Source organism: Micromonospora fulviviridis (genome assembly GCF_014648395.1).
GTDB lineage: Bacteria > Actinomycetota > Actinomycetes > Mycobacteriales > Micromonosporaceae > Micromonospora > Micromonospora fulviviridis.
In genome coordinates this window covers 170,722-188,434 of the sequence record NZ_BMRA01000008.1, presented here as the reverse complement: position 1 = coordinate 188,434, position 17,713 = coordinate 170,722, and the positions used below count along the sequence as shown (strand labels likewise).

Sequence of the window (17,713 nt, the reverse complement as noted above, 5' to 3'; positions counted from 1 at the left end):
ATACTACATCCGTAGAACGAAACCGAGGAGGGGCCACAGTGAGCGGACGGGCGGCCCGGGTGGCCCGGCTGGCCGACGCGGCGGTGGAGCTGCTGGCCGAGGGCGGCATGCGGGCGCTGACCCACCGCGCCGTCGACGCGCGCGCCGGGATGCCGCCCGGCACCACCTCGGCGTACCTGCGGACCCGGCAGGCGCTGATCGAGGCCGTGGTCCAGCGCCTGGCCGACCTCGACCGCGCCGACCTGGCGGCCCACGAGCTGCCCACCGAAGCGCCCCGCGTCGCCCCGCCGCTCGGGCCGGAGGGGCTCGACCAGCTCGCCACCGGGGTGGCCGAGGTGCTCGACCGCTGGCTGACCACCGGACGCACCCGGTCCCTCGCCCGGTACGCCTGCCTGCTGGAGGCCGTGCACCGGCCCGAGCTGCGACGGATCCTGGACCACGGCACCGTGCTCCGCGTCCAGGCCCGGGACCTGCTGGCCCGCGCCGGGGCGCCGGACCCGCGCCGGCAGGGCGACCAGTTCGTCGCCTTCGTCGACGGGCTGCTCTTCGACCGCCTGGTCGGCGCCGGGGCGCTCAGCGCGCCGCCACCCGGCACCCCGGCCAGCCGCGAGGACCTCCGGACCGGGGTGCGTACCCTGCTGCGGGCGTTCACCGGGGCGTGACCGCCGCCACCGGGCCGGGGTGGCCCCCACCGCTGCCGCCCGCCGGGCCAGGCCGCAGGATGGGTGGGCGGGCGCGACGGGAGGCGGGCGATGGCCGGGTGGGGCAGGGTGCGGCTATTCCGCCTCGGCGTGTCTGACGCCACGCCGCGACCCGGAGCAGCCGTGCGGGAGGCGGCCGGGCGGCTGCGGCGCGGCTGGCTGCCGGTCGTGGAGGCGACCCTGGCCGCCACCGTCGCGTGGATCCTCGCCACCCGGCTGGTCGGCCACCCGCAGCCGTTCTTCGCCCCGGCCGCCGCGCTGATCGTGCTCGGCCAGGCCCGCGGCCAGCGGATGCGCCGGGCGGTCGAGGTGGTGCTCGGCGTCGCGGCCGGTGTGCTGGTCGCCGACCTGGTGGTGCAGGCGCTCGGCCCCCGGACCACCTGGACGGTGCTCACCGTCATCCTGCTCACCGTCGCCCTGGCCGTGGCCATCGGCGCCAGTTCGGTGACCGTGGTGCAGGCCGCCGTCTCGGCGCTCTACCTGGTGGTGGTCTCCCCGCCGACCGAGTCGCTGGTGCCGTTCCGGTTCGTCGACGCGCTGATCGGCGGCGCGGTGGCCGTGGTGGCCAGCCAGCTCGTCGACGCCCGCCGGCCGCTCGCCCCGCTGGTCAGCGAGTTCCGGCACACCTTCGAGGAGCTGGCCGGGGTGCTCGGTGAGATCGCGGAGGCGCTCGACCGGGCCGACGACGCGGCGGCGCTGGCCGCGCTGGAGCGGGCCCGGCACGCCGACGCCGGGGTGGAGCGGCTGCGCGGCGCGGTGCAGGCCGCCGGCGAGGCGCTGCGGCTCAACGTACGCCGCCGCCGGCACCTGGGTCGGCTGCGCTCGGTGGAGGGCTCCATCCGGCAGATCGACTACGCGGTCCGCAACGTCCGGGTGCTCGCCCGCGCCGCGGTCACCCTGACCCGGGGCCCCGCCCCGATCCCGGCCGAGCTGGGCGGCGCCGTGCGGACACTCGCCGAGGCCGTGCGCTCGGCCGGCGACGCGCTCGCCGCGGACCTGAGCGGGCAGGACGCCGTCGCCGACACCCACGCCGAGCGGGTCGAGGTCGCCGCGCTGGCGGCGGTCCGGGTGGCGGGGCGGCTCTTCACCCCCGGCCAGACCCTGCCGCTCGCCATGATCATCGGGCAGATCCGGGCCACGGCCATCGACCTGCTGCGCGGCGTGCGGGGCGACGACGACGCGACCGTGCTCACGCGGGTCGACGCGGCGGTCGCCGGGCCGGGGCACTGACCCGGCTCAGCCCACCAGCCAGTCCACCGCCCGCCGCCGGATCTCCGTCGGCACCTCGTGCCCGCCGGTGAACTCGGCGTACTCGGCCGGGTAGCCGAGGGAGTGCAGGCGGGGCACCAGCCGCCGGCTGCACACGTCGATCGGCAGCACCCGGTCGTCGGTGCCGTGCGAGACGAACAGCCGGGGCCGGCCGTGGGTGACCAGGGGCGCCGCGAAACCGGGGGAGAAGGCCAGGACCGCGTCGACCAGGTCGCCGTTGGTCAGGCCCAGGGAGAGGGCGTACGAGGCCCCGTCGGAGAAGCCGCCGACCGTCACCCCGGCCACCGGGTACGCGCCGAGCGTCGCGGCCAGCAGCGCGTCGATCCGGGCCACGTCCGGGCCGTACCCCTCGGCGATCAGGTCCCAGCTGCTCGCCACGGCCTGCGGGGCGAGCAGCAGCAGTCGGTGCGCGTCGGCCAGCGGCAGCAGCAGGTCGAGGCCCTGCCGGGCCGAGCCGCCCGCGCCGTGCAGCAGCAGCACCAGCCGGTACGGTCCCGTGCCGCCGGTCGGCACGTGGCGCAGCGCGGGCGGCCCGCCCGCAGGATCGGGCACCTCGGCCGGCCCGGTCGGACCGGGTGCGGCCACGGCGGTGGGGCGGGCGGTCAGCCGGCCGTGCCGGTACCCCTCCTCGGGCTGCCGGTGCGGCGGCGCGGGCTCGGTCACCTCGGCCCCCTGTCGTCGGTCGGGTCGGGCCGCGGATACCCGGCTGCCGGCGACTCAACCGCCCGGCCGCGCCCAGCCGGCGAATGCGCGCCGCCGCCGGCCCCGTGCCCGACCGCGGCTGCCTGCGGGTCCCCGCCGCGCGGGTCAGGCGCTCTCGCGCGCCACCAGCGTCGAGGGGAACGCGGTCACCGGCGGCACCGGCCGGCCGTCCAGCACCGCCGTCGCCGCCGCGGTGGCGATGCGGGCCACCGGATGGGTGGCCGTGGTCAGAGCCGGGCTGCTCACCGCCGCGTACGGGATGTCGTCGAAGCCGCCCACCGCCACGTCGTGCGGCACCCGGATCCCGCGCCCGCGCAGCGCCGCGATCACGCCCAGCGCGGTGGCGTCGCTGGCCGCGTAGATCGCGTCGGTGTCCGGCCAGCGGGTCAGCGCCTCCAGCGCCGCCCGGCCGCCCCGCGCGGCGGTGAAGTCGCCGGTGACCAGCCGCACCGGCAGCCCGGCCGCCCGCATCAGCTCCTGGTACGCGGTCACCGACCGCTCGGCGCAGCTCAGCCAGCGCGGGCCGGTGACCATGGCGATCCGGCGGCGGCCGCCGGCGTGCAGGTGGCGCAGCACCGCGTCGGCGCCGCCGGCGTTGTCGACGTCGAAGGAGGGGACGGCCGGCGAGCCGGTGCCGATCGAGACGACCCGCCCGCGCAGCCCGGCGGGCACGGCGTCGAGCACCGGCGCGGTGGTGTTGACCAGCAGCACCCCGCAGACGCTCCGGTCGTCGCCGAGCCGGCGTAGCCCGGCCGGGGCGTCCAGCGGCAGCCACTCCAGGGCCACCCCGACCCCGTGCGGGGCGCACACCCGGGCCGCCGCGCTCACCAGCCGGTCCACGTACGGGTCGTCCAGCACCGTGGCGTCGGTGCCGGAGACCGCCACGACGAGGCGTACCCCGGCGCCCCGGACCAGCGCGCGGGCCGTGATGTTCGGCACGTAGCCGAGCCGGTCGGCGGCGGCGCCCACCCGCTCGCGGGCGTCCACCGAGGCGAACCCGTAGCCGCCGAGCACCCGGGACGCGGTGGCCCGGGACACCCCGGCCGCCCGCGCGACGTCGTCGAGGGTCACCGGGCGGCTGGTCGGCGTCTCCATGTCTGGTCCTCCCCGTGGTGGCCGTTCTGTCGGCATCATGCCCGGTCAGGGCCGGCCGGGGTAAGGGGTGGGAGCGTTTGTGGTGGTAGCGCTCTCAGGTGTGCGATGGTCGTCGGACGACTTCGGGGAGAGGACCACACCACGGTGAGCAGCACCATCGACGCGCCGGCCGAGGCCCGCGCCGTGAACCCCCGGGCGGTCCTGGCCGCCCGCAACGGCGTGGCGGTCGTGTTCGCCCTCAACGGGCTGGCCGTGGCCACCTGGTTCTCCCGGGTGCCCGCCATCCGCGAGGCGCTCGGGCTCAGCGCCGGGCGGCTCGGCCTGCTGCTGCTGGCCATGTCGGCGGGCGCGCTGATGGCCATGTCCACGGCCGGACTGGTCACCCTGCGGCTCGGCCCGGCCCGCACCGTGGCCGGTTCGACCGTGCTGGTCGCGCTCGGCCTGACGACCGCCGGCCTGTCGGCCACGCTGGGCGGCTCGCTGGTCGGCGTCGTGGTCGGGCTCTTCGCCGTGGGCTACGGCTCCGGCACCTGCGACGTGGCGATGAACGTCGAGGGCGCGGCCGTGGAGAAGCGGCTCGGCCGGACGATCATGCCCCGGTTCCACGCCGCCTGGAGCCTCGGTTCGGTCGCCGGGGCCGGGCTGGGCGCCGGGGCGGCCCGGCTGGGCGTACCGGTCGGCTGGCACCTGCCGGTGATCGCGGCGGTGGTCCTGGCCGGCACGCTGCTCGGCGTCCGCGCCTTCCTGCCCGCACCGGCCGAGACGGCCGGCTCGGCCGACCCGACCGCCCACCGGCGCGCGCTGCTGGCCACCTGGCGTGAGCCGCGCACCCTGCTCATCGGCCTGTTCGTGCTGGTGATGGCGTTCACCGAGGGCAGCGCGAACGACTGGCTCGCGGTGGCGTTCGTCGACGGGTACGGGGTCAGCGAGGCGGCCGGCGCCGCCGTCTTCGGGGTCTTCGTGGTCGGCATGACCCTCGGCCGGACCGCCGGCACCGTGGCGATCGACCGGTGGGGCCGGGTGCCGGTGCTGTTCGGCACCATCGCGCTGGCCGTCACCGGGGCCACGTGCGCGGTGCTGGCCGGCTCCGGGCCGCTCGCCGTGGTCGGCGTGGCGCTGTGGGGCGTCGGCGCGTCACTCGGCTTCCCGGTCGGGATGAGCGCCGCCGCCGACGACGAGGACCGGGCGCCGACCCGGGTCAGCGTGGTCGCCATGATCGGCTACACGGCCTTCCTCGCCGGCCCGCCGCTGCTCGGCTTCCTCGGTGACCACCTGGGCATCCTCCACGCCCTCGGCGTGGTGCCGCTCCTGCTGCTGCCCACCCTCGCCCTGGTCCCGGTGCTGCGCCCGCGGGCCCGCTGACAGCGGTCCGGCGGCCCGCACCGGCTCAACGGACTCCCACCCGGCTCGCAGCCGCTTCCCAGGTACGGGTGCTGCACTGGACGGAACGCCGAGGAGAGGAGGCGGGCATGGGCTGGTTCAGTCGACGGGCCGCCGAACCGACGACCCCGACGAAGCTCGACCGGGAGGCGACCCGGGACGACCTCGCCGCGCTGGAGGCGTTCGTGACCAGCCGCCGCGGGGTGGAGTTCTACCTGGAGCCGGAGACCACCGCCACGGACACGACCGTGGTGGCCATCGCCCACGACGGTGAGTGGATCCGCCGCCGCACCGGCTCGCCCCGGGCCGCCGGGAAGATCGCCCAGAAGCACGCGGTCCCGCTCTACGAGGCGGCCCGCACCGGCTACCCGGAGCGGATGCGCGCCTGGAACCGGGCCCACCCGGAGCGGCGCGCCCGCTGACCCCGACGCGGGTCGGCCCGCGCCGGCCAGCGGCCCGCTCGGGTCGGCCCGCGCCGCCCAGCGCGGCCGCTCGGATCAGCCCGCGCCGCCCAGGGCGGCCCGCGCCTCGGCCAGCGGCAGCGGCTCGTCGTGGGCCGAGACGTACCAGGCGAGGTCGTCGTCGAGCAGGCTCGCCGCGAGGGCCAGGTCGGGCACGTCCTCGGGCGTCCGCAGGTGCGCGGGCGGCGGGTACCAGCAGTCGCCGAGCAACAGCACCCCGGAGTCCGGCACCCGCACCACCGCGGAGTCCGGCGCGTGCCGGCCACCCACGTGCCGAACCACCACGCCGGTGGGCAGGGTCAGCTCGTCGGCGAAGGTGCGGGTGGGCGGGAGCACGGCGAAGCCGTCCCAGGAGTCGACCGCCAGGGCCCGGGCGCGGAAGCTGTGCCCGAGGCGGGGGTTCTCGCGGACCTGCTCGCGCAGGTAGCGGTGGCTCCACGGCCGAGCCGCCTCGGCGCGCAGCAGGGCCACCGCCGACTCGTGCCCGACGATCTCCACGCCCGGCCAGGCGCAGGCGCCCCAGACGTGGTCCCAGTGGTGGTGGGTGTAGACCAGCCAGCGCGGCTCCGGCAGCCCGGCCGCCGTCAGCTCGGCCTGGACCTCCCGGGCGTGGGCGGGGCTCTGGCCCGCGTCGATGATCACACTTCCGCGGTCGTCGGCGACCACCGCCACGGTCGGGCGGACCGCCAACGGGTCGGGATCGCCGGGGAACAACCAGACCCGACCGGCGAGATGTCGCAGTGCCACCCTCAGTTCCTCCCCGTTCCGTGGCCCGTGGTCCACGGTCGACCGATGCTATCGGCCGGGCGCCGCTGCGGGCTGGCCGGCCGCTCGGGGACCCGGCGTTGACCCCCGCCGGGCGGCTGTGGCAGCATTCGCGGCCTGACGGCAGTGAAGGAAGCCGGTGCGATTCCGGCGCGGTCCCGCCACTGTCACCGGGGAGCGATCCCCCCTCGTGAGTCACGGCCGTGCGTGCGCGGTTGGAAGGCCGGGGGTGAGCGTCGATCCGGGAGCCAGGATACTTCGGCCGTCGGAGAACCCCAGGGCGTGGACACCCGAGGAGGACCCCGATGCACGGCCTTTCCGCCATCGACGACGATCGTCGTATCCGGCCGGCGCGCACTGACGCGCCGATGACCGCACACCTCGCCGCCCCGCAGGCCGTCGCGCCGCGCGCCGGGCGGGCCCGCGCCGCCCGCCGCTGATCGTCCCGCCGGGTTCCGTGCCCGGCCGGACGCCCCTGCCGACTCGTGGTCGGTGAGCCGTCCGCCGGACCCGCGTACCCGCAGAACCCGCACCCGCCCCCGCCCGCCGCCGGCCCCGCCGCGCCGCCGGGCGTCACGCTCCGGAGCCGTCCGTGCGCATCCTGCTGCTCTCCACCGCCGACACCGACCTGCTCGCCGCCCGCGCCAGCGGCGCCGACTACCGGCTGGCCAACCCCGCCCGGGTCGCCGCCGACGCCGTACCCGCGCTGCTCGACGGCGTCGACCTGGCCGTCGTACGCCTGCTCGGCGGGCGGCAGGCGTGGCCGGACGGCCTCGCCGCGGTGCTCGACTCCGGCGTGCCCACGGTCGTGCTCGGCGGCGAGGCGGTGCCCGACGCGGAGCTCATGGCGGCGTCCACGGTGGCCGCCGGGGTGGCCGCCGAGGCGCTCGCCTACCTGGTCGAGGGCGGGCCGGAGAACCTCGCCGAGCTGGCCCGGTTCCTCTCCGACACGGTGCTGCTCACCGGCGAGGGCTTCGCCCCGCCCGCGCCCACCCCGTCGCACGGGATCCTCGGCCCCGACCCGGCGCCCGACGGTCGGCCCGTGGTCGGCATCGTCTTCTACCGGGCGCACGCCCTGGCCGGGAACACCGCCTTCGTCGAGACCCTGGCCGACGCGGTCACCGCGGCCGGCGGGCAGCCGCTGCCGGTGTTCTGCGGCTCGCTGCGCGCGCTCACCCCGAGCGCGGGCCCGCTCGACCTCTTCGCCCGGTGCGACGCCCTCGTGGTGACGGTGCTCGCGGCCGGCGGGGCGGTCGCCGCGGACGCCTCCGGTGGCGGCGACGAGGACGCCTGGGACGTCGGCGCGCTCGCCGCCCTGGACGTGCCGATCGTCCAGGCGCTCTGCCTCACCAGCGACCGCGACCGGTGGGCGGCCAGCGACGCCGGACTGTCCCCGTTGGACGCTGCCATGCAGGTGGCCATCCCCGAGTTCGACGGCCGGATCGTGACCGTGCCGTTCTCGTTCAAGCGGATCGACGCCGACGGGCTCTCGGTCTACCAGCCCGACCCGGAGCGCGCCGCCCGGGTCGCCGGCATCGCCGTCCGGCAGGCCCGGCTGCGGCACGTGCCGAACGCCGACAAGCGCCTCGCCATCGTGCTCAGCTCGTACCCGACGAAGCACTCCCGCGTGGGCAACGCCGTCGGCCTCGACACTCCGGCCTCCGCGGTCCGGCTGCTCGCCGCCCTCGCCGAGGCCGGCTGGCACCTGGGCGACGGGCCGGTGCCGGACGACGGGGACGCCCTGATCCACGCCCTGATCGCCGCCGGCGGACACGACGTCGAGTGGCTCACCCCGGAACAGCTCGCCGTCGCCGAGGCGCGGGTGCCGGGGGAGACCTACCGGCGCTGGTTCGACGCGGTCCCCGCCCCGCTGCGCGAGCGGATGCGGGAGCACTGGGGCGAGCCGCCCGGCCGGCTCTACACCGACGGCGGCGACCTCGTCCTCGCCGGCCTGCGCTTCGGCAACGTGGCGCTGCTCATCCAGCCGCCCCGCGGCTTCGGCGAGAACCCCGTGGCCATCTACCACGACCCGGACCTGCCTCCCAGCCACCACTACCTGGCCGCGTACCGCTGGCTGGCCGTGCCGGTCGCCGACGGCGGCTTCGGCGCGGACGCCGTCGTCCACCTCGGCAAGCACGGCACCCTCGAATGGCTGCCCGGCAAGGGTCTCGGGCTGGCCGCCGACTGCGCCCCCGACGCCGTCCTCGGCGACCTGCCGCTGGTCTACCCGTTCATCGTCAACGACCCCGGCGAGGGCACCCAGGCCAAGCGCCGCGCGCACGCCGTGGTGGTCGACCACCTCGTGCCGCCGATGGCCCGCGCCGAGACCTACGGCGACCTGGCGAAACTCGAACAGCTCCTCGACGAGTACGCCACCGTGCAGGCCCTCGACCCGGCCAAGGCGCCCACCGTGCAGCGGCAGATCTGGGACCTCGTCCGCGCCGCCGAGCTGCACCACGACCTGCACCAGGCCGAGATGCCCGGAACGGACGACTTCGACGACTTCGTGCTGCACCTCGACGGCTACCTCTGCGAGGTCAAGGACGTGCAGATCCGCGACGGCCTGCACGTGCTCGCCGAGGCGCCCGCCGGGGAGGCCCGGGTCAACCTGGTGCTCGCCGTGCTGCGCGCCCCGCAGGTCTGGGGCGGGGTCCGCGCGCTGCCCGGGCTGCGCCAGGCCCTCGCCGCCCACGCCGGCCTCGACGAGGCGGCGCTGCTCGCCACGCCCGGCGCGCGGATCACCGTGCCGGCGGCGCTCACCGAGGCCGTCGACGGGCCGGCCGCCACCGCCGCCGACGCCGTCGACCTCATCGAGGCCCTGGCCCGCCGGCTCGTGCTCGGCATGGAGACCCTCGGCTGGGACGACACCAAGGCCGGCGCGGTGGTCGAGGAGGTGGTCGGCGCTCCCGTGCCCGACGCCACCGAGGTGCTCCGCTTCGCCGCCCGCGAGGTGGTGCCCCGGCTGGACCGGACCACCGACGAGATCGACCGCGTGCTCGGCGCCCTCGACGGCCGGTTCGTGCCGCCCGGCCCGTCCGGCTCGCCCACCCGCGGGCTGGTCAACGTGCTCCCCACCGGCCGCAACTTCTACTCCGTCGACCCGAAGGCCATCCCCAGCCGCAACGCCTGGGACGTCGGGGTGGCCCTCGCCGACTCGCTGCTCGCCCGGCACCTCGCCGACACGGGGGCGTACCCGCGGTCGGTCGGGCTCACCGTCTGGGGCACCAGCGCCATGCGGACCCAGGGCGACGACATCGCCGAGGTGCTGGCGCTGCTCGGCGTCCGTCCGACGTGGGACGACCGGTCCCGCCGGGTCACCGGCGTCGAGGTGCTACCCCTCGCCGAGCTGGGCCGCCCCCGGGTCGACGTCACCGTGCGCATCTCTGGCTTCTTCCGCGACGCCTTCCCGCACGTGGTCGCGCTCATCGACGACGCCGTCCGGCAGGTCGCCGCGCTCGACGAGCCGGCCGCCGAGAACTACGTGAAGGCGCACGTCGACGCGGACGTCGCCGAGCACGGCGACCCGCGCCGGGCCACCGCCCGGATCTTCGGCTCCAAACCCGGGGCGTACGGGGCCGGGCTGCTGCCGCTCATCGACGCCCGGAACTGGCGCACCGACGCCGACCTGGCCGAGGTGTACGCCGTCTGGGGCGGCTACGCGTACGGGCCGGGGCTGGACGGGCGGGAGGCACGCGCCGACATGGAACGCTCCTTCGCCCGCATCGCCGTCGCCGTGAAGAACCAGGACACCCGCGAGCACGACATCGTCGACTCCGACGACTACTTCCAGTACCACGGCGGGATGGTGGCCATGGTCCGCCACCTCACCGGCGGCGCCCCGGCCGCGTACGTGGGCGACTCCGCCATGCCGCACGACGTGCGGACCCGCACCCTCGGCGAGGAGACCCGCCGGGTGTTCCGCGCCCGCGTGGTCAACCCGCGCTGGATCGCCGCCATGCGCCGGCACGGCTACAAGGGCGCCTTCGAGCTGGCCGCCACCGTGGACTACCTGTTCGGCTACGACGCCACCGCCGGGGTCGTCGACGACTGGATGTACGAGCGGCTCGCCGAGGCGTACCTCTTCGACCCGGAGACCCGGGAGTTCCTGGAGCGGTCCAACCCGTGGGCGCTGCGCGGCATCGCCGAGCGGCTGCTGGAGGCCGCCGGCCGGGGGCTGTGGGCGGCACCCGAGCCGGCCACCCTCGACCGCCTGCACGAGACGTACCTGGCCAGCGAGGGCGACCTGGAGGAGCGGCAGTGAGCGCGAGGAGTGGGTCGGGTCTGCGAGCCCCGCAGTCGCGAACGAAGGAGGGGCAGTGAGCGTGAGGAGTGAGCCGGGTTTGCGAGCCCCGCAGTCGCGAACGAAGGAGGCGCAGTGACGAGCTATCCGTTCAGCGCGGTGCTCGGGATGGACGAGATGCGCCTGGCCCTGCTGCTCAACGCGGTCAGCCCGGCCGTCGGCGGGGTGCTGGTCCGGGGCGAGAAGGGCACCGCCAAGTCCACCGCCGTCCGCGCCCTCGCCGGGCTGCTGCCCCCGGTCGACCGGGTCGCGGCCTGCCGCTTCGCCTGCGACCCGGCCGCGCCCGACCCGGGCTGCCCGGACGGGCCGCACCCGGCCGGGTCGGCGGCCGAGCGCCGCCCGGCCCGCCTGGTCGAGCTGCCCGTCGGCGCCGCCGAGGACCGGGTGGTCGGCTCGCTCGACCTGGAGAAGGCCCTCGCCGAGGGGGTACGCGCCTACGAGCCCGGCCTGCTCGCCGCCGCCCACCGTGGCGTGCTCTACGTCGACGAGGTCAACCTCCTTCACGACCACCTCGTCGACCTGCTCCTGGACGCCGCCGCGATGGGGCGCTGCCACGTCGAGCGGGAGGGCGTCTCGGTGAGCCACGCCGCCCGGTTCCTGCTGGTGGGCACCATGAACCCGGAGGAGGGGGAGCTGCGCCCGCAGCTGCTCGACCGGTTCGGGCTCACCGTCGAGGTGGCCGCCAGCCGCGACCCCGCCGTACGGGCCGAGGTGGTCCGCCGCCGGCTCGCCGCGGACGCCGACCCGGCCGGCTTCGCCGCTGGCTGGGCCGAGGCGGACGCCGAGGTGGCCCGCCGGGTGGCCGCCGCCCGCCGCCGGCTGCCCCGGGTGGCGCTGCCGGACGCGGCGCTGCGGCAGATCGCCGAGGTCTGCGCCGCGTTCGACGTGGACGGCATGCGCGCCGACATCGTGACCGCCCGCGCCGCCGTGGCGCACGCCGCCTGGCAGGGCCGGGACCGGGTGACCGCCGACGACGTCCGGGTCGCCGCGCGGCTGGCCCTGCCGCACCGCCGCCGCCGGGACCCGTTCGACACGCCGGGGCTGGACGAGCAGCGCCTGGACGAGGCGCTGCGCCGGGCCCGCGAGCAGCACCCCGACGACGACCCGGACGGCGACGGCCCAGACGGTGGACCCGGCGGCGGGCCCGGGCCGGACGGCGGCTCCGGCGGCGGGCCCGGCGGGGGCTCCGGCGGGCCCGGGGCGGACGACGACCGGTTCAACGACGACCAGCCCGGCGACGGTCTGTCCGGCGACAGTTGGCCCCGCGACGGCTGGTCCGGTGACGGCCGGCCCGGCGACGACCGCGGCGGCCGGGACGACGCCGGGTGGGACCGGTTCGGGCGCGACGACCGGGGCGCCGGCGAGGACGGGGACGGCCCGGAGGCCGATGGGCCGGGCCGGGGCACAGGGGCCGGGAATGGCCGCCGGCCGCGCGCCGGCCGGCCCCGGTCCAGCGGCCGGCCGGGGGACCCGGGCGGCGCCGAGGGACGCCCGGGGACCGTGGCCGTTCCCGACCGGGGGCTGCGGGCCCGGCTGTTCACCGCGCCCGGCGTCGGCGAGGGCGTGCCCGGCCGGCGCTCCCGGGCCCGCACCGGGCGGGGCCGCACCACCGGCGCGCGGGTGCCCGCCGGCCGCGCCGGGGCGCTGCACCTGCCGGCCACCGTCCGGGCCGCCGCCCCGCACCAGGCCGCGCGGGGCCGGGGCGGCGGGCCGCTGCGGCTGCGCCCGTCGGACGTGCGCGAGGCGGTCCGCGAGGGGCGTGAGGGCAACCTCGTCCTCTTCGTGGTGGACGCCAGCGGGTCGATGGGCGCCCGGGAGCGGATGTCCGCCGTGAAGGGCGCGGTGCTGGCCCTGCTCACCGATGCGTACCAGCGGCGGGACAAGGTCGCCGTGGTCGCCTTCCGGGGCACGGGCGCGCAGACTCTCCTCCCGGCCACCTCGTCCGTGCTGGCCGCCTCGGTCCGGCTCGCCGAGCTGCCGACCGGCGGGCGTACCCCGCTCGCGGAGGGGCTGCTGGCGGCGGCCGACCTGCTCCGCGTGGAGAAGCTGCGCGACCCGAAGCGCCGCCCCCTGGTGCTCGTGGTCACCGACGGCCGGGCCACGGCCGGCCCCCGCCCGCTGGACCGGGCCGCCCGGGCGGCGGCCGTGCTCGCCGCCACCGGCGCCCCCTGCGTCGTCGTCGACTGCGAGTCCGGCCCGGTACGCCTGCACCTGGCCCGCCGCCTCGCCGCCCAACTGCACGCCCCGCACCACCACCTCGCCGACGTGGCCAGTGACCCGCTCGTCGGCCTCACCACGAGGAGCGCCGCCTGATGCCACAGGGAAAGCCGAGCCACGTGCCCGCCGACGGGCTGACCACCCGGCAGCGGCGCCACCGACCGCTGGTGATCGTGCACACCGGACAGATGAAGGGGAAGTCGACGGCCGCGTTCGGGCTGGCGCTGCGGGCGTGGACAGCCGGCCTGCCGATCGGCGTGTTCCAGTTCGTCAAGAGCGCCAAGTGGCGGGTGGGGGAGGAGAACGCCTTCCGGGCCCTCGGCGAGGTGCACGAGCGCACCGGGCAGGGCGCCCCGGTGAGCTGGCACAAGATGGGCGAGGGCTGGTCCTGGATCCAGCGCGGCGGCGAGGCCGACCACGCCGAGGACGCCCGGGAGGGGTGGCGGCAGATCCAGCGCGACCTGGCCGCCGAGCGCTACGGGCTCTACGTGCTCGACGAGTTCACGTACCCGATGAAGTGGGGCTGGGTCGACGTCGACGAGGTGGTCGCCACGCTGCGCGACCGGCCCGGCTTCCAGCACGTGGTGATCACCGGCCGGGACGCCGACCCGCGGCTGGTCGAGGCCGCCGACCTGGTCGCCGAGCTGACCAAGGTCAAGCACCCGATGGACGCCGGCCAGAAGGGCCAGAAGGGCATCGAATGGTGACGCCCTGGGCGCTGCCCCGGCTGGTCGTCGCCGCTCCCGCCAGCGGGCATGGCAAGACCACCGTGGCCACCGGCCTGCTCGCCGCGCTGCGCCGCCGCGGCCTGGCGGTCAGCCCGCACAAGGTCGGCCCCGACTACATCGACCCCGGCTACCACGCGCTCGCCGCCGGCCGCCCCGGCCGCAACCTCGACCCCTGGCTGGTCGGCCCGGAGCGGATCGCCCCGCTGCTGCGGCACGGCGCGACCGTGCCCACCCCGGCCGACGTGGCCGTGGTGGAGGGGGTGATGGGGCTGCACGACGGCGCGGTCGGGCACGGCGGGTACGCCTCCACGGCTCACGTCGCCCGGCTGATCGAGGCGCCCGTGCTGCTGGTCCTCGACACCACCGCGCAGGGCCGATCCGCCGCCGCGCTGGTGCTCGGCATGCGCGCCTTCGACCGTGCGGTGCGGATCGGCGGGGTGATCCTCAACCGGGTCGGCTCGACCCGGCACGAGACCCTGCTGCGCGACGCGCTCGCCGAGGTGGGCGTGCCGGTGCTCGGCGCGGTGACCCGGGCCGCCGAGGTGGCCGCGCCGTCCCGCCACCTCGGGCTGGTGCCGGTCGCCGAACGCGCGCCCGAGTCCGTCGCCGTGGTGGCCGCGCTCGCCGACCTGGTGGAGTCCACCGTGGACCTCGACGCCGTACTGGCGCTGGCCCGTACCGCGCCGCCGCTGACCGCGCCCGCCTGGGATCCGGCCGTCGCGGTCGGCGGTCCCGCCGGCACCGCCCGCCCGGTCGTCGCGGTCGCCGGCGGGGCGGCCTTCACCTTCTCGTACGCGGAGACCGCCGAACTGCTCACCGCGGCCGGCGCGCAGGTGGTGACCCTCGACCCGCTCCGCGACGAGGCCCTGCCGCCCGGCACCCGGGCCGTGGTGATCGGCGGCGGCTTCCCCGAGGTGCACGCCGACGCCCTGGCCAGCAACACCGCGCTCCGCGCCGAGCTGGCCGGCTTCGACGGCCCGGTGGTCGCCGAGTGCGCCGGGCTGCTCTACCTCGGCCGCGCCCTCGACGGGGTGCCGATGTGCGGGCGGCTCGACCACACCGCCCGGATGACCGGCCGGCTCACCCTCGGCTACCGCGACGCGGTGGCCGCCGCCGACTCCCCGGCGCACCGCGCCGGCGACCCGGTACGCGGACACGAGTTCCACCGCACCGTCACCGACCCCGGGCACGGCGACCGCCCCGCCTGGCACTGGGACGGCGCCCCGCACGGCTTCGTGGCCGGCCGGGTGCACGCGTCCTACCTGCACACCCACTGGGCCGGGCACCCGGCGGCGGCCCGCCGGCTGGTCGAGGCGGCGAGCCGGTGACCCCGACCGGTGCCGTGTTGACCGGGATCGGGGTCGGGCCCGGTGACCCGGAACTGCTCACGCTCAAGGCCGCGCGACTGCTGGGCGAGGCCGACCTGGTGTTCGTACCCGTGCTGGACCGGCACGCCGCGGACCCGGACGCGCCCCCCGGCCGGGCCGAGACCACCGTGCGGGCGCACGTGCCGGCGGACCGGCTGCGCCGGCTGCCGTTCGCCCTGGACGACCGCGGCGGGGTGACCGCACGCCGGGAGCGGGCCTGGGACGCCGCGGCCGAGGCCGTGGTGACCGCCGTCGACGCGGGCGCCCGGACGGTCGCCTTCGCCACCATCGGCGACCCCAACGTCTACTCCACCTTCGGCTACCTGGCCGACGGTGTCCGGGCCCGGCGGCCCGGAGTCGAGGTGCGCACGGTGCCCGGCATCACCGCCATGCAGGAGCTGGCCGCCCGCGCCGGCGTGCCGCTGTGCGAGGGCCGGGAACCGCTCACCCTGCTGCCCGCCACCGCCGGGCTCACGCCGGTCGCCGACGCGCTCGCCGGGCCCGGCACCGTCGTCGTCTACAAGGGCTGGCGCCGCCACCCCGACCTGGTCGACGAGCTGCGCCGGCAGGGCCGGCTCGCCGACGCCGTGCTGGGCCGGGCGCTCGGCCTGCCCGGCGAGCGGATCGGCCCGGTCGACGGCGCCGCCGCCGACCTGCCCTACCTGTCGACGCTGCTGGTCCCGGCCCGCCGGGACGGCCGGGGAGGAAAACTGTGACCACCACCGGCAAGGTCTGGTTCGTCGGGGCCGGCCCCGGCGCCGCCGACCTGCTCACCCTGCGCGCCGCCCGGGTCATCGCCGAGGCCGACGTGGTCATCTGGGCGGCGAGCCTGGTGCACGCCGACGTGCTCGCCCACGCCCGCCCGGACGCCGAGATCGTCGACTCCTCCCAGCTGCCCATCGAGGGCGTCCGGCCGCTGTACGAGCGGGCCGCCGCCGACGGGCTGACCGTGGCCCGGATCCACTCCGGCGACCCGGCCCTGTGGGGCGCCGTGCAGGAGCAGCTCGACCTGTGCCGCGCCCTCGGCCTGGCCGTGGAGGTGGTGCCCGGGGTGTCCTCGTTCACCGCGGTCGCCGCGCTGGTCGGCCGGGAGCTGACCATCCCCGAGGTCGCCCAGTCGGTGATCCTCACCCGCCTGGAGGGCGGCAAGACGCCGATGCCGCCCGGCGAGCGGGTCCGCGAGTTCGCCCGGCACGGCACCACCATGGCGCTGTTCCTGTCCGCCGCCCGCTCCGGGCAGGCGCAGGCGGAGCTGCTGGGCGGCGGCTACCCGCCGGAGACCCCGGTGGTGGTGGCGTACCAGGCGACCTGGCCGGACGAACTGGTGGTCCGGTGCACGCTGGGCGAGCTGGAGGCCACCGTCAAGGCGCACAAGCTCTGGAAGCACACCCTGTTCCTGGTCGGTCCGGCGCTCGCCGCCACGGGCACCCGCTCGCACCTGTACCACCCCGGCCACTTCCACACCCACCGCCGGGCCGAGCCGGCCGCCCGCGCCGCGCTGCGCCGCGCCCGCGCCGACAGGTCCGGCGTCGACCAGCCCGGCGTCGACCAGCCCGGCGTCGACCCGGGCGGGGACGGCCGGTGACGTACGTCGAGCCGCCGCTGCGGGAGCCGGACCTGCCGCGTACGGCCAAGGTCCGGCCCACCGCGCTACGGACCGGCTGGACGACCGGCGCGTGCGCCACCGCGGCGACCAAGGCGGCGCTGACCGCGCTGGTCACCGGCGAGCCGCAGCGCCAGGTGGAGATCGGCCTGCCGGCCGGCCGGCGGGTCACCTTCGCGGTGGCCCGCTGCGACCTCGAACCGTCCCGCCGGGCGGAGGCCGTGGTGGTCAAGGACGCGGGCGACGACCCGGACGTCACCCACGGCGCCGAGCTGACCGCCACCGTCACCTGGCGGGACGAGCCGGGGCTGCGCCTCGACGGCGGGCCGGGCGTCGGCACGGTAACCCGGCCGGGGCTCGGCCTGGCGGTGGGCGGCCCGGCCATCAACGAGACGCCGCGCCGCATGATCGGCCAGGCCGTGGCCGAGGTGGTCGACCTCGGCGAGACCGGGGTGCGCGTGGTGATCAGCGTGCCGCGCGGCGAGATCATGGCCCGCAAGACCACCAACCGGCGGCTCGGCATCCTCGGTGGCATCTCCATCCTCGGCACCACCGGGATCGTCCGGCCGTTCTCCACCGCCTCCTGGCGGGCCAGCGTGGTGCAGGCCGTGCACGTGATGGCCGCCCAGGGGGAGCGGACCGTGGTGCTGTGCACCGGTGGGCGTACCGAGCGGGCCGCCCGTGCGCTCCTGCCGGAGCTGCCCGAGGTGTGCTTCGTCGAGGTCGGCGACTTCACCGGCGCGGCGGTCACCGCCGCCGTCGGCGACGGGATGACCGGGGTGGTCTTCGTCGGCATGGCCGGCAAGCTGGCCAAGCTCGCCGCCGGAATCCTGATGACCCACTACACCCGCTCCAAGGTGGACCTGTCGCTGCTCGGCGCGGTCACCGCCGAGGCCGGCGGCGACCCGGACCTGGTCGCCGCCGTGACGGCGGCCAACACCGGCCGGCACGCGTACGAGCTGTGGGCGGCCGCCGGCCTGCTCGGCCCGGCCGGGGACCTGCTCTGCCGGCGGGTCCGGCAGGTCCTGCGTCGCTTCGCCGGCCACGCGGTCACCGTCGACGTGGCCATGGTGGACTTCGCGGGCGCCCGGGTGGTCGCCTCCTCGGGGCGGTGGGCCGCGTGAC

Annotated in this window: 14 protein-coding genes, 1 pseudogene and 1 riboswitch; of the genes and pseudogenes, 12 read left to right on the top strand and 3 right to left on the bottom strand. The window is 77.4% G+C overall.

All coding sequences use genetic code 11. From position 1 onward, the window contains the following. Positions 1 to 38: 38 nt before the first annotated feature. The gene (locus IEY96_RS21975; RefSeq protein WP_229791781.1) at positions 39 to 662 is read left to right on the top strand and encodes a TetR/AcrR family transcriptional regulator; all 624 of its coding nucleotides are present in this window, start codon (positions 39 to 41) and stop codon (positions 660 to 662) included. Positions 663 to 824: 162 nt separating this feature from the next. Further along, on the top strand, positions 825 to 1,931 hold the full coding sequence (locus tag IEY96_RS21970) for an FUSC family protein (RefSeq protein WP_229791780.1): 1,107 nt from the start codon (positions 825 to 827) through the stop codon (positions 1,929 to 1,931). Positions 1,932 to 1,937: 6 nt separating this feature from the next. On the opposite strand, the gene IEY96_RS21965 is transcribed toward IEY96_RS21970, so the two are convergent. Further along, positions 1,938 to 2,633: an alpha/beta hydrolase gene (locus IEY96_RS21965; RefSeq protein WP_189196693.1), complete on the bottom strand. Its 696-nt coding sequence runs from the start codon at positions 2,631 to 2,633 to the stop codon at positions 1,938 to 1,940. Between the two features lie 144 nt (positions 2,634 to 2,777). Further along, positions 2,778 to 3,767, bottom strand: a complete 990-nt coding sequence (locus IEY96_RS21960; RefSeq protein WP_189196692.1) for a LacI family DNA-binding transcriptional regulator — start codon at positions 3,765 to 3,767, stop codon at positions 2,778 to 2,780. 105 nt (positions 3,768 to 3,872) lie between these two features. Here IEY96_RS21960 and IEY96_RS21955 point away from each other — a divergent pair, with 105 nt between their 5' ends. Continuing rightward, a complete protein-coding gene (locus IEY96_RS21955; protein ID WP_373293622.1) occupies positions 3,873 to 5,129 on the top strand; it encodes an MFS transporter in 1,257 nt (418 codons plus the stop codon). A gap of 107 nt (positions 5,130 to 5,236) precedes the next feature. Next, the gene (locus IEY96_RS21950) at positions 5,237 to 5,569 is read left to right on the top strand and encodes a hypothetical protein (protein WP_189196690.1); all 333 of its coding nucleotides are present in this window, start codon (positions 5,237 to 5,239) and stop codon (positions 5,567 to 5,569) included. Between the two features lie 75 nt (positions 5,570 to 5,644). Here the strand turns inward: IEY96_RS21950 and IEY96_RS21945 are convergent, their stop codons facing one another. Continuing rightward, entirely contained in the window at positions 5,645 to 6,355 is a 711-nt protein-coding gene (locus IEY96_RS21945) for an MBL fold metallo-hydrolase (protein ID WP_229791779.1), read from the bottom strand. Positions 6,356 to 6,502: 147 nt separating this feature from the next. After that, positions 6,503 to 6,632, top strand: a riboswitch (cobalamin riboswitch). A 46-nt stretch (positions 6,633 to 6,678) separates the two neighbouring features. On the opposite strand from IEY96_RS21945, the gene IEY96_RS33190 reads away from it, so the two are divergent. From IEY96_RS33190 to IEY96_RS21910, 8 genes and pseudogenes are all read left to right on the top strand, one after another. Then, positions 6,679 to 6,813, top strand: coding sequence for a hypothetical protein (locus IEY96_RS33190; protein ID WP_268247161.1), 135 nt, complete (start codon positions 6,679 to 6,681; stop codon positions 6,811 to 6,813). Between the two features lie 152 nt (positions 6,814 to 6,965). Then, positions 6,966 to 10,634 (top strand): cobaltochelatase subunit CobN, encoded by a 3,669-nt coding sequence (gene cobN, locus IEY96_RS21940; protein ID WP_189196689.1) that lies wholly within the window; start codon positions 6,966 to 6,968, stop codon positions 10,632 to 10,634. Positions 10,635 to 10,689: 55 nt separating this feature from the next. Continuing rightward, positions 10,690 to 12,986 (top strand): annotated as a pseudogene (locus tag IEY96_RS21935) (VWA domain-containing protein). Further along, entirely contained in the window at positions 12,986 to 13,597 is a 612-nt protein-coding gene (gene cobO / locus IEY96_RS21930; protein ID WP_189196688.1) for a cob(I)yrinic acid a,c-diamide adenosyltransferase, read from the top strand. Before IEY96_RS21935 ends, cobO begins: the two are co-directional and overlap by 1 nt. Then, positions 13,591 to 14,946, top strand: coding sequence for a cobyrinic acid a,c-diamide synthase CobB (locus tag IEY96_RS21925; protein WP_189196687.1), 1,356 nt, complete (start codon positions 13,591 to 13,593; stop codon positions 14,944 to 14,946). The genes cobO and IEY96_RS21925 overlap by 7 nt, the downstream gene beginning before the upstream one ends. Then, a complete protein-coding gene (gene cobI, locus IEY96_RS21920; RefSeq protein ID WP_189196686.1) occupies positions 14,943 to 15,701 on the top strand; it encodes a precorrin-2 C(20)-methyltransferase in 759 nt (252 codons plus the stop codon). Before IEY96_RS21925 ends, cobI begins: the two co-directional genes overlap by 4 nt. Further along, on the top strand, positions 15,698 to 16,570 hold the full coding sequence (gene cobM / locus IEY96_RS21915; RefSeq protein WP_229791778.1) for a precorrin-4 C(11)-methyltransferase: 873 nt from the start codon (positions 15,698 to 15,700) through the stop codon (positions 16,568 to 16,570). The genes cobI and cobM overlap by 4 nt, the downstream gene beginning before the upstream one ends. Further along, on the top strand, positions 16,567 to 17,712 hold the full coding sequence (locus IEY96_RS21910; RefSeq protein WP_189196685.1) for a cobalt-precorrin-5B (C(1))-methyltransferase: 1,146 nt from the start codon (positions 16,567 to 16,569) through the stop codon (positions 17,710 to 17,712). The genes cobM and IEY96_RS21910 overlap by 4 nt, the downstream gene beginning before the upstream one ends. Position 17,713 lies beyond the last annotated feature (1 nt).